The organism is Microvirga mediterraneensis (assembly GCF_013520865.1).
Lineage (GTDB): Bacteria > Pseudomonadota > Alphaproteobacteria > Rhizobiales > Beijerinckiaceae > Microvirga > Microvirga mediterraneensis.
Genome location: NZ_JACDXJ010000001.1, coordinates 1,551,577 through 1,565,945, shown reverse-complemented (window position 1 = coordinate 1,565,945; position 14,369 = coordinate 1,551,577). Strand labels below are relative to the sequence as shown.

General features: G+C 65.2%; 14 protein-coding genes. 3 read left to right on the top strand and 11 right to left on the bottom strand.

Annotated elements, in window-relative coordinates; translation table 11 throughout:
* Positions 1 to 134 precede the first annotated feature (134 nt).
* The 3 genes from H0S73_RS07360 to H0S73_RS07350 are packed head-to-tail and all read right to left on the bottom strand — an operon-like array spanning position 135 to position 3,261.
* Entirely contained in the window at positions 135 to 1,133 is a 999-nt protein-coding gene (locus tag H0S73_RS07360) for an Hsp33 family molecular chaperone (protein ID WP_181051539.1), read from the bottom strand.
* The gene (gene argF, locus H0S73_RS07355; protein ID WP_181051538.1) at positions 1,130 to 2,056 is read right to left on the bottom strand and encodes an ornithine carbamoyltransferase; all 927 of its coding nucleotides are present in this window, start codon (positions 2,054 to 2,056) and stop codon (positions 1,130 to 1,132) included. The genes H0S73_RS07360 and argF overlap by 4 nt, the downstream gene beginning before the upstream one ends.
* A complete protein-coding gene (locus tag H0S73_RS07350; protein ID WP_181051537.1) occupies positions 2,053 to 3,261 on the bottom strand; it encodes an acetylornithine transaminase in 1,209 nt (402 codons plus the stop codon). The genes argF and H0S73_RS07350 overlap by 4 nt, the downstream gene beginning before the upstream one ends.
* Positions 3,262 to 3,632: 371 nt before the next feature.
* On the opposite strand from H0S73_RS07350, the gene H0S73_RS07345 reads away from it, so the two are divergent.
* Positions 3,633 to 4,169, top strand: coding sequence for a GcrA family cell cycle regulator (locus tag H0S73_RS07345; RefSeq protein WP_181051536.1), 537 nt, complete (start codon positions 3,633 to 3,635; stop codon positions 4,167 to 4,169).
* A gap of 194 nt (positions 4,170 to 4,363) precedes the next feature.
* On the opposite strand, the gene phoB is transcribed toward H0S73_RS07345, so the two are convergent.
* The 8 genes from phoB to H0S73_RS07305 all read right to left on the bottom strand — a co-directional run bounded on the left by phoB (position 4,364) and on the right by H0S73_RS07305 (position 12,134).
* Complete coding sequence (gene phoB / locus H0S73_RS07340) at positions 4,364 to 5,080, bottom strand: phosphate regulon transcriptional regulator PhoB (RefSeq protein WP_181051535.1); 717 nt, start codon at positions 5,078 to 5,080, stop codon at positions 4,364 to 4,366.
* A 2-nt stretch (positions 5,081 to 5,082) separates the two neighbouring features.
* A complete protein-coding gene (phoU, locus tag H0S73_RS07335) occupies positions 5,083 to 5,796 on the bottom strand; it encodes a phosphate signaling complex protein PhoU (RefSeq protein ID WP_181051534.1) in 714 nt (237 codons plus the stop codon).
* A gap of 28 nt (positions 5,797 to 5,824) precedes the next feature.
* Positions 5,825 to 6,643, bottom strand: coding sequence for a phosphate ABC transporter ATP-binding protein PstB (gene pstB, locus H0S73_RS07330; protein WP_181051533.1), 819 nt, complete (start codon positions 6,641 to 6,643; stop codon positions 5,825 to 5,827).
* Positions 6,640 to 7,536 carry a phosphate ABC transporter permease PstA gene (pstA, locus tag H0S73_RS07325; protein ID WP_181051532.1) on the bottom strand — a complete coding sequence of 299 codons (897 nt, stop codon included), beginning with the start codon at positions 7,534 to 7,536 and terminating at the stop codon, positions 6,640 to 6,642. Before pstA ends, pstB begins: the two co-directional genes overlap by 4 nt.
* An 8-nt stretch (positions 7,537 to 7,544) precedes the next feature.
* The gene (gene pstC, locus H0S73_RS07320; RefSeq protein ID WP_246389233.1) at positions 7,545 to 8,480 is read right to left on the bottom strand and encodes a phosphate ABC transporter permease subunit PstC; all 936 of its coding nucleotides are present in this window, start codon (positions 8,478 to 8,480) and stop codon (positions 7,545 to 7,547) included.
* A gap of 72 nt (positions 8,481 to 8,552) precedes the next feature.
* Positions 8,553 to 9,596: a phosphate ABC transporter substrate-binding protein PstS gene (gene pstS / locus H0S73_RS07315; protein ID WP_181051530.1), complete on the bottom strand. Its 1,044-nt coding sequence runs from the start codon at positions 9,594 to 9,596 to the stop codon at positions 8,553 to 8,555.
* Positions 9,597 to 9,754: 158 nt separating this feature from the next.
* Positions 9,755 to 11,053: an ATP-binding protein gene (locus tag H0S73_RS07310; protein WP_181051529.1), complete on the bottom strand. Its 1,299-nt coding sequence runs from the start codon at positions 11,051 to 11,053 to the stop codon at positions 9,755 to 9,757.
* A gap of 55 nt (positions 11,054 to 11,108) precedes the next feature.
* Positions 11,109 to 12,134, bottom strand: coding sequence for a lysylphosphatidylglycerol synthase domain-containing protein (locus tag H0S73_RS07305; RefSeq protein WP_246388761.1), 1,026 nt, complete (start codon positions 12,132 to 12,134; stop codon positions 11,109 to 11,111).
* A 289-nt stretch (positions 12,135 to 12,423) separates the two neighbouring features.
* Here H0S73_RS07305 and H0S73_RS07300 point away from each other — a divergent pair, with 289 nt between their 5' ends.
* Together H0S73_RS07300 and cobU are read left to right on the top strand one after the other, a co-directional pair.
* Entirely contained in the window at positions 12,424 to 13,815 is a 1,392-nt protein-coding gene (locus tag H0S73_RS07300) for a PAS domain-containing protein (RefSeq protein WP_181051527.1), read from the top strand.
* A gap of 6 nt (positions 13,816 to 13,821) precedes the next feature.
* Positions 13,822 to 14,367, top strand: a complete 546-nt coding sequence (gene cobU, locus H0S73_RS07295; RefSeq protein ID WP_181051526.1) for a bifunctional adenosylcobinamide kinase/adenosylcobinamide-phosphate guanylyltransferase — start codon at positions 13,822 to 13,824, stop codon at positions 14,365 to 14,367.
* Positions 14,368 to 14,369: the final 2 nt, after the last annotated feature.

Sequence of the window (14,369 nt, the reverse complement as noted above, 5' to 3'; positions counted from 1 at the left end):
TCATCGCCAGCCTTGGGTCCATGATCGCGATTGGACAAACGCAGCACCTCATAGAAGCGGAATGGCCGGCACAAGGCCGGCCATGACGATGGAGGGAAGCGACTGAACTGAGGAGTTCAGTGAGTACTCAAGCGTTATAAGTCCGATGCTTCCGATTTTGCGATCTCGGCTTCCACATCCGCGGGATCGAGGTCGTAGAAGCGCGAGCAGAACTCACAGGTGATGCCGATGCGGCCGTTGTCGCCCACCATGTCGCGACGATCTTCCGCCGGGAAGCGGCGCATCATGCCCATGATACGCTCGTGCGAGCAGGTGCATTCCTCATGCACGTTCTGGCCCTCGAAGACGCGCACGCCGCGCTCGTGGAACAGGCGGTAGAGCAGCGTCTCGCTGGAGACGGTCGGGTCGACCAACTCGTGGTCCTCGACCGTGCCGACCAGGGACTTGGCCTCCAGCCAGGCATCGTCCTCGGACGGCTCGGCCAGATCGTTGGAGGGATGCCCCTCCGGGATGTCGCCCGGATCGAGATCGGCCTGTCGCAGGCGCTCCGACGAGGAGGGCAGAAACTGGATCATCAGGCCGCCCGCGCGATAGGTGTGGCGGCCGTCCTCGAACTGCTCGGCGACCGCGAGGCGCACCTGCGTCGGGATCTGTTCGGACTGGCGGAAATACTGATGCGCCGCTTCCTCGAACCCCTGGCCTTCGAGGGCGACGACGCCCTGGTAGCGGCTGCGCTCGGAGCCCTGGTCGATGGTCATGGCCAGATAGCCCGAGCCGAGGAGCTCGCCCGTAGCGGGCGAAGCGGACCCGAGGGCCTCGAGCTTGTCCTTGTCGAACCGGGCGGTGGCGCGCAGGCGGTCCGGCGCATTGAAATCCACCACCACCATGTCGATGATGCCGTCGGTCTTGGTCTGCAGCTGAAAGCGCCCCTCGAGCTTGAGGGACGCGCCGAGCATGACCGTCAGGGCTGCGGCCTCGCCGATGACCCGGGCGACCCGGTCGGGATAACCGTGACGGGCCAGGATCGTGTCGATGGAGGCTCCGAGACGCACCACGCGTCCGCGCACGTCGAGAGGCTCGACCGCGAACGGCAGAACGACGTCGTCGTTTCCTTCAAGCGAAGCTGAACTCATGCGTTTGCCGCTCCCAGGCACCAGGCCAGGATGCCCTTCTGTGCGTGAAGCCGGTTCTCGGCCTCGTCGAAGACCACGGATTGCGGACCGTCCATGACCTCATCCGTCACCTCCTCGCCGCGATGGGCGGGAAGGCAATGCATGAAGATCGCGTCCTTGTCGGCCACGCCCATGAGCCTGCCGTTGACCTGATAGGGCTTGAGCAGGTTCTGGCGACGGAACTCGTCGTCGTCGCCCATGGACACCCAGCAATCGGTGATGACCGCATGGGCGCCCTCGGCGGCCTCGAAGGCATCGGTGGTCACGCTGATCTTGGCCCCTTCCTGTTTCGCCCAGGACAAAAGCTCCGGGCGCGGAGCAAGTTCCGGCGGGGACGCGATCTTCAGGGTGAAATCCAGGCGCGCCGCCGCGTGGACCCAGGAGGCCAGCACGTTGTTGGCGTCGCCCGTCCAGGCGATCGTCCGGCCTTGAATCGAGCCGCGATGCTCCTCGAAGGTCATGATGTCGGCCATGATCTGGCACGGATGGGTCGTCTTGGTCAGGCCGTTGATCACCGGGATCGAGGCGTACTGGGCCAGCTCCGTCACCATGGCATGGTCGAGAGTGCGGATCATGATGGCGTCCACATAGCGCGAGAGGACGCGGGCGGTATCGGCGATGCTCTCGCCGCGGCCGAGCTGCATCTCCTTGCCGGTGAGCATCAGGGTCTCGCCGCCAAGCTCGCGCATGCCGACATCGAAGGACACGCGGGTGCGGGTGGACGGCTTGTCGAACACCATCGCCAGGACCCTGCCCTCGAGCGGGCGGTCCTTGGGCTTCTTGCCCCGGCGGCGCTTGGCCTTGAGCTCCAGGCCGATATTCAGGAGGTGCCGGATCTCGGCGCCGGAAAAGTCGCTGAGATCAAGGAAATGGCGGGTCTTCATTGAGCTGCTCCCGGCTGAGCGGTGTTCTTCTGCTCAGCCTCGATGGCCGCGCAGGCGGCGTCGAGACGATCGATGGCTTGGCCGAGATCGGCTTCCGTGATGATCAGCGGCGGCAGAAGCCGGACGACATTGTCGCCGGCCCCGATCACGATGAGCTTCTGGTCTCGGGCGGCGTTGACGAAATCCGTGTTGGGCACGACGGTGCGCAGGCCCATCATGAGCCCCTGCCCCCTCACCTCGGCGATGACGCTCGGATGGCGGTCCTTCAGCTCGGCGAGACGCTGCTTGAGCAGCAGGCCCTTGCGCTGGACGCCTTCCAGGAAACCGGGCTCGAGGATGACGTCGAGCACCGCGTTGCCGACCGCCATGGCGAGCGGGTTGCCGCCGAAGGTCGTGCCGTGGGTGCCGAGGGTCAGCCCCTTGCCGGCCTCCGCCGTGGCGAGGCACGCGCCCAGGGGAAAGCCGCCGCCGATGCCCTTGGCGACCGTCATGATGTCGGGGGCCACCCCGCTCCATTCATAGGCGAAGAGCTTGCCGGTGCGGCCGACGCCGGTCTGGATCTCGTCGAAGATCAGGAGAAGGCCGTGCTGGTCGCAGAGGGCGCGCAGCTCGCGCAGGAAGGCGGGCGAGACGCTCCTGACCCCGCCCTCGCCCTGGATCGGCTCGATCATCAGGGCCGCAGTCTGCGGGCCGATGACGGCCTTCAGGGCCTCCAGGTCCTCAGGCGGAACCTGATCGAAGCCCTGCACCTTGGGGCCGAAGCCTTCCAGGTACTTGGCCTGTCCGCCGGCCGCGATGGTCCCCAGGGTGCGCCCATGGAAGGCGCCCTCGAAGGTGACGATGTGGAAGCGCTCGGGATTGCCGTTCACATGATGATAGCGGCGCGCCATCTTGATCGCCGCCTCGTTCGCCTCGGCGCCCGAATTGGTGAAGAAGACGAAGTCCGCGAAGGTGCTGTCGACCAGCCGCTGGGCGAGGCGCTCGCCCTCCGGAATCTGGAACAGGTTCGAGCTGTGCCAGATCTTGGAGGCCTGCTCGGTCAGGGCCTCGACCAGATGCGGGTGGGCGTGGCCCAGGGCATTCACCGCGATGCCGGCCCCGAAATCCAGGTATCGCTCGCCATCTCGGCCGTAGAGCCAGGGGCCCTCTCCCTTCTCGAAGGAAAGCTCGGCACGGGCAAAGGTCGGCAGCAATGGCGATGTCACGGGTTGTCTCCGCCTAGAGAGGCCCAAGGTCGCACCCGGGCCCGAAAAAGAAAGCGCCGCCCCATCGAGGGCGGCACGGCGGGGATTCTAACGAGGTGGCAGACCCTGTCAATTCAAGAGAAATGAAGTCACTCATCACAAGGAATTTTTGCCTCGGGAGAGTTCCTTGGGGAAAACGACGGGGGCTGTTCGGGGACTCTTGCGCCGGAGTCCACCCATCCTGTAACTTCAGGGCAGTCGAGTACAGCATTCGTGCGGCGGCATTCACCCTCAGGAGCGACCCTCGCAACGCGGTCGGACATCAAAACCTGTCCGCGAGGCATCTGGGATTCTGAGCTTGACGGCCCGTCACGATGGAGGCGAGTTTAAAAATGATGGATGCGGGCGGAACTTGGACGGACGAGCGGGTCGAGCTTCTCAAGAAGCTCTGGACCGATGGTTTGAGCGCGAGCCAGATCGCCGCCGAGCTTGGCAACGTCACCCGCAATGCGGTGATCGGCAAGGTTCACCGCCTCGGCCTGTCCGGCCGCGCCAAGGATGCGAAGCCGGCCGCGTCCGTCGCTGCGCGACCGCGCAAGGCGACCCGCGCCCCGAGCGCCCCGGCCCCGATCGCGCCGCAGCCGCACGTCAGCAACGTGGTGATGGCCCCGATCCCGCTGCAGCCCGTGGCCGAGGAGCCCGTGGCCTATGTCGAGGACGACATCGCCATCCCCATGTCCGAGCGCGTGACCATCATGGACCTGCGCGAGTCCATGTGCCGCTGGCCCATGGGCGACCCGACGAAGCCCGAGTTCCGCTTCTGCGGCGCCCGCTCGATCACGGGCCTGCCCTACTGCACCCACCACGCCCGCATCGCCTACCAGCCGGTGGCCGACCGCAAGCGCGAGCGGAAGCTGGCCCGCGCCTGAAATCACGAGTTTACAAAGAAAAGCGCCGCGCTGACGAACATCAGCGCGGCGCTTTTCCGTTTCCCGCTCACGTCATCACCGGCCTTGTGCCGGTGATCTCGATGCATTGAGGCGACGGCGCTTCTCCAATCGAGCTGCCGGCACAGGGCCGGCCATGACGTCGAGAAGGTACGGAGCCTATGCCGCAGAATTCCTCATGCGTTCAGCGCCTGCTCCTCGCGGGCGAAGGTCTCGTCGAAGGAATAGCCGGCGCCGCGCACGGTGCGGATGGGGTCGGGCCGGCGCGGCAGGTTGATGGCCTTGCGCAGGCGGCCCACATGCACGTCCACGGTGCGCTCGTCGATATAGACGTCGTGGCCCCAGACGGCGTTGAGCAGATGCTCGCGGGAAAAGACGCGGCCGGGGCTCTGCATCAGGAATTCGAGGAGACGGAACTCCGTCGGCCCGAGATGGAGCTCCTGTCCGGCGCGGCGCACGCGATGGGTCTCACGATCGAGCTCGATGTCGCCGGCCCTGAGGAGCGTCGCGATATGCGCGGGCTTCGCCCGACGCAGGAGCGCCCGGACCCGCGCCAGCAGCTCGGGTACCGAGAAGGGCTTGACGATGTAATCGTCGGCGCCGGTCGAGAGGCCGCGGATCCGGTCGCCCTCCTCGCCCCGCGCCGTCAGCATGATCACCGGCAGGCGCTCGGTTTCCGTACGGGCACGGATGCGGCGGCAGAGCTCGATGCCCGACAGGCCGGGCAGCATCCAGTCGAGAAGCACGATGTCGGGAACCTGCTCGCGCAAGCGGATCTCCGCCTCGTCGCCGCGCGAGACGCTGTCGACCTCGTAGCCTTCGGCTTCGAGGTTGTAGCGCAGGAGCAGCATCAGCGGCTCTTCGTCCTCGACGATCAGAACGCGAGGTCCCATGGTCAGGCTCCGGGTGCGACCGTCGCGTCGATGGAACGGTCGTTCTTCGGCCGGTCGATGGCCAATGTTTCGCCCGTGACGAGGTAGTGGACGGTCTCGGCGATGTTGGTGGTGTGGTCGCCGATGCGCTCGATGTTCTTCGCGCAGAAGAGAAGATGCGTGCAGAACGAGATGTTGCGCGGGTCTTCCATCATGTAGGTCAGAAGCTCCCGGAACAAGGAGGTGTAGAGCGCGTCGATGGCGCCGTCCCGCTTCCACACGTCGAGAGCCTTCGCGGTGTCTTTCTGCGCATAGGCGTCGAGCACGTCCTTGAGCTGCCCGAGCACGAGATCGCTCATATGCTGGAGGCCGACGACGATCTTCTGCGGCTGGAAATCGTCGCCAATGGCGAGCGCCCGCTTGCCGATGTTCTTCGCCATGTCGCCAATGCGCTCGACATCGCCGGAGATGCGGATCGCCGAGATGGTCTCGCGCAGGTCGACCGCGAGGGGCTGCCGCCGGGCGATGGTGAGGATGGCGCTCTCCTCCACCTCGCGCTGCAGCACGTCGAGACGCTTGTCGGAGGCCACGACCACCTGAGCGAGCGTCTTGTCGTGGCGTATCAGGGCCACGATGGAATCGACCAGCATCTTCTCGGCAATGCCGCCCATCTCGGAGATGCGCTGCCGGAGACCCTGCAGGTCGTTGTCATAGGAGCTGACGATATGCTCCGCCATGGGATAGGCCTCCCTTGAAGCGCTTCGGTCAGCCGAAGCGGCCCGTGATGTAATCCTGGGTTTGTTTCTTCGTCGGGTTCATGAACATCTTGGTGGTCGGCCCGAACTCGATGAGCTCGCCGAGATACATGAACGCCGTGAACTGCGAGATGCGCGCCGCCTGCTGCATGTTGTGCGTGACGATCACGATGGTGAATTCCGAGCGGAGCTGCTCGATCAGCTCCTCGATCTTGCCCGTCGAGATCGGGTCGAGCGCCGAGGTCGGCTCGTCGAGCAGGATCACCTCCGGCCGCTGCGCGATGGTGCGCGCGATGCATAGGCGCTGCTGCTGGCCGCCCGACAGGCCCATGCCCGACTGGCGCAGCTTGTCCTTCACCTCGTCCCAGAGGGCCGCCTTGCGCAGGGCTTCCTCGACGCGCCCGTCGAGTTCGGATCTCGGCAGCCTCTCGTAGAGTTTGATGCCGAAGGCGATGTTGTCGTAGATCGACATGGGAAACGGCGTGGGCTTCTGGAACACCATGCCGACACGGGCGCGCAGCTCGTTCACGTCGATGCTGGGTGAAAGCACATTCTGCCCGTCGAGCAGGATCTGACCGTCGGCGCGCTGCTCCGGATACAGGCTGTAGATGCGGTTGAAGGTGCGCAGCAGGGTCGACTTCCCGCAGCCGGACGGGCCGATGAGGGCCGTCACCTGCCGGTCGTAGAAATCGATCGAGATGTCCTTCAGGCTGCGGAAGTCGCCGTAGTAGAAGTTCAGGTTCTTGACGGCGATGCGCACCGGCACGCCGGTATCCGCAGCCGCCGCGTTTCCGATGGCGCTGCTCGTGTTGAGGGCAATCGTGCTCATCGGACTTTATCCTTCCTCAGGACGAGGCGCGCCACGACGGACAGCGCCAGGATCGACATGGTGATGATGAGGGCGCCGGCCCAGGCCAGCTCGCGCCAGTTCTCGTAAGGCGCCAGCGCGAACTGGTAGATCGTGACGGGCAGGTTCGACACGCCGCCCATCAGGGTCGGGCTGAACCAGAAATTGTTGTTGAGGGCGGTGAAGAGAAGAGGCGCAGTCTCACCCGCGATGCGCGCGGTGGCGAGGATCACGCCCGTCACCATGCCGGCGCGGGCCGCTTTCCAGCTGATCTTCACGATCACCTTGGACATGGGCGCGCCAAGCGCCGCCCCGGCTTCGCGCAGGGATCCCGGCACGAGGCGCAGCATGTCTTCCGTCGAGCGCACGATGACCGGAATGGCGATGATCGCCAACGCGACGCCGCCGGCCCATCCCGAATAGCCGCCCATCGGCTGCACCATGAGAATGTAGACGAAGAGGCCGATGAGGATGCTGGGCGCGGCGAGCAGAATGTCGTTCACGAAGCGGATGATCGTGGCGAGAACCGAGCCCTTGCCGTACTCGGCCAGATAGGTGCCGGCGAGCACGCCGATGGGCGTTGCCACCACGATGCCGAGGGTGGTGAGGACAAGGCTGCCGACGATGGCGTTTGCAATGCCGCCGCCCTGCGTTCCGGGGCCCGGAGTCGTTTCCGTGAACACTGCGGGCGAAAGGCCGCCGATACCCTCATAGAGAAGCATCAGCAGGATCCAGCCGAGAACGAAGGCGCCCAGCAGGGTGAACAGGGTGCAGGCGACCTTGAGCACGCGATCGGCCAGGTAGCGGCTGCGGCGCACGCGCCCCCAGGGCGCGGGAGCAGCAGTCGAGGCGTGGTTGTCGACGACGGTATCCATCCTTCACCTCAGGGGGTCTTGACGCGGGCGATCAGAAGCCGGGCGAGAGCAAGAACGATGAAAGTGACCACGAACAGAATGCAGCCCAGGGCCAGCAGGGCGCTCATATGCAGGCCCGACGCCTCGTTGAACTCGTTCGCGATGCGGGACGCGATCGTCGAGCTCGGGTCGAAGAGCGACAGGGACAGCCGGTTGGCGTTTCCGATCACGAAGGTGACCGCCATCGTCTCACCGAGGGCGCGGCCGAGGCCGAGCATGACGGCGCCGATGATGCTGACGCCCGCCTGGGGGAGCAGGACGTGGCGCACGACCTCCCAGGTGGTGCAGCCGATGCCGTAGGCGCTCTCGCGCAGGATGCTGGGGATCTGGTCCAGCATGTCGCGGGTGATCGACGCGATGAACGGAATGATCATGATCGCCAGGATGATCCCCGCGGTCAGCATTCCGACGCCGGACGGCACGCGCGCATAGAGGATCGTTCCGATGATCGGCATGCCCTCCACGATGTTCGTGAGCGGGATCTGCACGTAGTTGGCGAAGAGCGGGGCGAAGACGAAGAGGCCCCACATGCCGTAGATGATGCTGGGCACCGCGGCCAGCAGCTCGATGACGGTCGAGACCGGACGCCGCAGCCAGGGCGGGCAGAGCTGCGTGAGGAAGATCGCGATCCCGATGGAAATCGGCACGCCGATCACGAGAGCGATGAGGGCCGAGGTCAAGGTGCCGGCAATGGCGACCCAGGCGCCGAATTGCTCGCCTCCCACGTTCCAGATGCTGGAAGTAACGAACCCGAAACCGAATTCCTGGAAGGCGGGCCACCCGCCGTAAACCATCGTGCCGATGATGCCGGCCAGGACGGCGAGAACGATCAGGGCCGAGCCGTAGCTTGCCCAGCGGAAGCCCTGATCGAATAGTGGTGAAGTGCGGCGGCGGATGGACTGCATGTTGTTCGACACGATGATCTCATCAGACAAGACAGCCATCCGCCTTACTCCATCTACAGGTCGGGAACCAGCTTACATCTTGTAGACGGGCTGGCCGGCGCTGGTCTTGATGTCCTTCGACCAGGTCGAGCGGATCTGCTCGACGACGTTGTCCGGCAGCGGGACATAATCGAGGTCGGAGGCGAGCTTGTCGCCGTTCTTGAAGGACCATTCGAAGAACTTCAGCACCTCGGCGGTCTGCTCGGGCTTCTCCGCGGTCTTGTAGACCAGGATGAAGGTGGGGTTCGTGATCGGCCAGGCGTCTTCGCCGACCTGGTTGGTCAGCGAGATTCCGAAGCCGGGAGCCGACGACCAGTTGGCGCTGGCGGCAGCGGCCTGGAACGACTTGATCTCAGGCTGCGGATACTTGCCGGCCTTGTTCTGGAGCAGGGTGTAGGGGATGTTGTTCTGCTTGGCGTAGGCGTACTCGACATAGCCGATCGAGTTCGGAACCTGCTTGACCGTCGCGGCGACACCCTCGTTGCCCTTGCCGCCCTGGCCGATCGGCCAGTTGACCGTGGTGCCGGCGCCGAGCTCGCCCTTCCAGGCGTCGGAAACCTGCGACAGGTAGGTGGTGAACACGCTGGTCGTGCCCGAGGAATCGGAGCGGTAGACCGGGGTGATGTTGGCGCTCGGCAGGTTCACGCCGGCGTTCAGCTGGGCGATCTTGGGATCGTTCCACTTGGCGATCTTGCCCTGGAAGATGTCGGCGAGCACCTGGCCCGTGAGCTTGATCTGGCCGGACTTGATGCCTTCGATGTTCACGACGGGGACGACGGCGCCCATCACGGTCGGGAACTGCAGAAGGCCGTTCTTGTCGAGGTCCTCACCCTTCATCGGAGCGTCGGTGGCGCCGAAATCGACGGTCTTCGCCTGGATCTGCTTGATGCCGCCGCCGGAACCGATCGACTGGTAATTCATGCCGTTGCCGGTCTCTTTCTTGTAGGCCTCGGCCCACTTGGAATACACGGGGAACGGGAAGGTCGCGCCTGCGCCGGTGATGTCAGCAGCAGAGGCCGTGGTCGTAAGGCTGGCGACGGCGAGGCCGGCCGCGAGGGCGTAGGACATAATCTTCACGATAAGTCTCCTGTTCAAGCAAGCGCGACAGCCCGCTTCAAAGCCTGGGCCGCGTCACGCGATGGGACAGCTAGGCCCAACGGATGTCTCCTCTACGACAGTTGAATGACAATTAAATGACACCCCCGATGGATCCATCGGGGAGGTGCTGCGCCGTTTTACGGGCGAGGCGCGGCCTCGGGGAAACGGACCGTGAAACGGGCGCCCTGCCCGGGATCGCTGGCGATGTCGAGATGGCCGCGATGGCGGTTGACGATGTGCTTGACGATGGCGAGCCCGAGGCCGGTTCCGCCCTTGTCCCGGCTGTGGGCGACATCGACCCGGTAGAACCGCTCGGTCAGGCGGGGCAGGTGCTCGGGCGGGATGCCCGGGCCGTAATCCTGCACGGAGAAGGCGACCTGCGGCACCGGCTCCCCGGTCCGGGAGACCTCCACATCCACCCTGCCCCCGCTCTCGCCGTATTTAACCGCGTTCTCGATCAGGTTCTCGGCGACGCGCAGAAGCTCGTCCCGGTCGCCCAGGACGAGGACGGGGCGGTCCGGGAGGGCCACCTGGATGGCCACGCCCCGCTCCTTGGCCAGGGGAGAGAGGGTTTCCACCATCTGGGACGCGATGGCCGCGAGATCGACGGTCCGGGTGGGCGAAAGATGGACCCGCATCTCGATGCGCGACAGGGACAGGAGATCGTCGATCAGGCGCTTCATGCGCTGCGCCTGCTCCTTCATGATGTCGAGGAACCGCTCCCTGGCCTTGGCATCGTCGCGGGCCGGACCCTGGAGGGTTTCGACGAAGCCCAGGAGCGAGGCCAGCGGCGTGCGCAGCTCGTGACTCGCATTGGCGACGAAATCGGCCCGCATGGCCTCCAGCCGCCGGGCCGAGGTGAGATCGCGGAAGAACAGGACGACGCCGGCGCTCACACCCGCGTCCGGGACGTCCGCCTGAAGGGGACCGATATGGACCTCGAAGGTCCGCTCCGTCGGGACGCGCTCCGAATACTCCACCTTGAGGGGCTGACCGCTCTCCAGAACCTCCTGGATCCCGTCGAGCACGTCCGGGGTGCGAAGGGCGAAGGACAGGGGATGGCCGGTCTTCAGCCCGGCCAGAAGTTCGTAGGCGGCCCGGTTCGCCTCGATCACCACGGCCCGCTGGTCCACCAGGATGACCGGATCCGGGATCTGAGCCAGAACCGCCTCGGCCACGCTTGAGCGCGAATTCGCCTTCGGCTGCGATGTGATCCGGGTTCCGAGCCCGAGGCCGCGCTTGGGGCCGGCGACGAGGAAGCCCGCCAGGATGGCGATCGCGGCCCAGATCAGGAGCCAGCCGTCCCCATGGCCCCGCGCCAGCGATACGGACACCAGCACGAAACAGGTCACGACCGTCCCGCGCAGGGCAGCGTCACGGGTCGGAGAGGCGCTCTGTCGGAGGGGATCCGGCGAGAGGTCGTCGGGGTCGCTCATGGGAAGATGTCTCGGAGGCGCGGTCTCCCTTCTTTAGGAGAGGCTGGCCCGGGTGTCATCTCCCGCCGAGCTCGACCTCGCCCGCCAGCTCCTCGTCGTCCGGCTTGAAAGACAGCCGGGCGGCCCGGATGCGGTTGCGGATCTCGTACGCCCCGAGGATCGCGAGGGCGATCACGAAGGGAACGAGGTAATAGCAGAGGCGATAGAGGAGCAGCGCCCCCAGGACCTGCTCGCGGGGATAGTTCGACAGGGCCAGGAGGATGGTGGCCTCGAAGACCCCGAGCCCTCCTGGCGCATGGCTCGCCACGCCGAGCATGACGGCGAGGATATAGACCGCCAGGAAGGTCTCGAAGCCGAGATTGTGCCCGCCGGGGAGGAGCACGAAGAGCACCCCGGCCCCGGCACAGACATCGCCCGCGCCGATCAGGATCTGGGCCAGGGACAGGCGAAAGCCCGGCAGCTCCAGCTTCCAGCCTTGGATCTTGACCACGCGGCGCCTGATCGAGACCCAGACCATGTAGCCCAGAACGAAGAGTGCGGCGCCCAGGCCCACGAGCTGGTTCATCCAGATATGGGTATAGACGAGGCTCGCCAGCTCGTCGGCCTTGCTGATCAGGCTCCAGGAGAGGACGAGCGCCATGCCGAGCCAGAAGGTCACCCCGGCGATCACCGTGAGGCTCGCCACCCGTCCCGGGCTGACCCCCTTGGGGGAGTAGATCCAGTAACGCACCGTGCCGGCGGTCAGCAGGGGGAACCCGAGCGTGAAGCTCACCGCGTAGCTCGTGAACGAGGCGAGCGCGGTCGTTCGGTAGGGAACCTGCAGCTTGAGCTGCCGCAGGGCGATGGCATCGTAGCAGGTGAGCAGGCTGTAGCTGATGGCCGTGAGGAGGACCGCGAGGCCGATCTGGCGCAGGCTGGCGGCCGTGAAAGCCGCTTTCAGTTCATTGACGTCGATTTCTGATACGATCTGCCAGAGAACCACCAATGACGCGCCGAACAGGAGGACGCTCGCCGCCATCCCGATCCAGGCGAACCGGCGGGATCGGCGCTCCTTCGGATGAAGGGCTTCGGCAGAGGACATCTCCGGCTCGGATACCGGGCGGGGGCTCAAATCATTCATGAAAACGGTCAATCAGCCTCAGCGTGGAAGAGGTCGCATCGGGTATGAGGGCTGTCCTGCATCTATGTCCTGGCTGAAGGAACCGCCAGACGTCGGCCGCCTTTTAATGGTTTCGAGAGGTTGGCGCTACTCTTTCGCCGGAGAAATCGCCGCGAACGGCCGATGTGGGTTGTCAGCCTCGAAAAAGGCCTACAACAATGCTTCCGTTGCATCGGAGACTTGGCCGCAGGGTCGGGCCGGGGAGTTTTGAGTGGATTTCAAGGAAACGGAAACGCAATTTGCTGTTCTGGCGGAGTCTTTGCCGCAACTCGTCTGGTCGTCCCGCCCCGATGGATCCATTGACTATGTGAACCGCCGGTGGCGTGAGTTTACGGGACTTTCCAGCGAGCAGCTTCTAGGAAACGGCTGGGAAGCGGCCGTCCATCCCGACGATCTGCCCGAAGTGCTGCAGCATTGGCGCCGCTCCCTGGACGCCGGGCAGGATTATGAATGGGAATACCGCGTCAGGACCGTCGCGGGGGATTACGAATGGTTCCTCAGCCGGGCCATTCCGATCCAGGACCTCACGGGCAAAATCACCCGCTGGTTCGGCACGAGCACCAACATCAATGCCCAGAAGAAGGCCGACGAGACCATCCGCCTGCTCGAGTGCCAGTACCGCCTCGCCCTCGAGGCCGCCGATCTCGGAACTTGGCAGATCGACCTGGAGAAGGACCTGATTACCTGGGACGAGGGCTCATGCGCCCTGTACCGCATTCCCCATAACGGATTGTACAGCCTGCCCCTGGACGACGCCTGGGCGATGATCCATCCGGAGGATGTGGACGGCGTCAAGGAACGGATCGCAGCGGCGGCGGCACCCGGATCCGACGGCAAGTACGATAGCGAGTATCGCGCCATCATGCCGGATGGGAAGCTCCGCTGGTTCCGTTCTCACGGACAGGCTGTCTATGCGAACGAGGACAATACCCGTCGCGCCATCAGTCTCTATGGGGTCGTCAGCGACATCACGGAGCATCATGCCCTGGAAGAGACGCAGAAGCTTCTGACGCGGGAACTCAATCATCGTGTGAAGAACCTGTTTGCCATCGCCAACGGCATGGTCTCGATGACCGCCCGCACGGCGAAGGACACCAAGGACATGGCCAATGCCCTGCGCGGGCGCCTGAGCGCCCTGTCGCGGGCCCATGAACTTGTGCAGCCGGTCTCGGCGGGCGATCCGGGCAAGGGCTCGGACGTAGAGCTCGCACGGCTGATCGAGGCCGTTCTCGAGCCCTACCGGCAGGCCGGCCAGAACAGGATCGTCATTGAAGGACCGAGCGTGCTCGTTGGGTCCAACACGACGACGAGCCTTGCCCTCGTCCTGCACGAACTCGCGACGAACGCCGCCAAATACGGTTGCCTGTCCTGCCCGGAGGGCGAATTGTCCATCCTATGGACCTTGCAGGACGGGTATGTCGATCTTCACTGGGCCGAGACCCACGGTCCCCGCATCAAGGCGCCCCCGGCCTTTGAAGGGTTCGGAACCCAGCTGTCGCAGCGAAGCATCACCGGACAGCTGGGTGGCACGCTCGATCGGGACTGGCGTCCGGAAGGCCTGTGCGTGCACATGGTCCTGCCGCTCGACCGCCTGACCGCCTGATCGACCATGTCCACCTGCCGCCGTGTCCTGGTCGTGGGCGGAGCCCGCTCCGGAAAGAGCCGCACCGCGCTGCAGCTTGCCGAGAGCGTGTCGCCGGAGCGGACCTACATCGCCACCGCCCAGGCTTACGATGAGGAAATGCGCGAGCGGATCGCTCAGCATCGCGCCGAGCGCGACGGATCGTGGCGAACCGTGGACGCGCCCCTCGATCTCGTGGCAGCCATTCGGGCCCAGACCGCTCCCGGACAGGCCGTCCTGGTCGATTGCCTGACCCTCTGGCTTTCCAACATCGTCCTGGCCGAGCGTGATCCGGCCCATGAGTCGAATCTGCTGGTCCAAGCCGTTCGGGATGCGGGAGGCCCGCTGATCCTGGTGTCCAACGAGGTCGGGCAAGGCATCGTGCCCGCGACACCCCTGGGGCGACGCTTCCGCGACGAGCAGGGCCGTCTCAACCAGCAGATCGCGGAGGTTTGCGACGCCGTTGTTTTTGTAGCGGCAGGCTGCCCGATCCTGCTCAAGCCGGCCCCTCCCCTGCAACTGAAGCTGGAATAGCC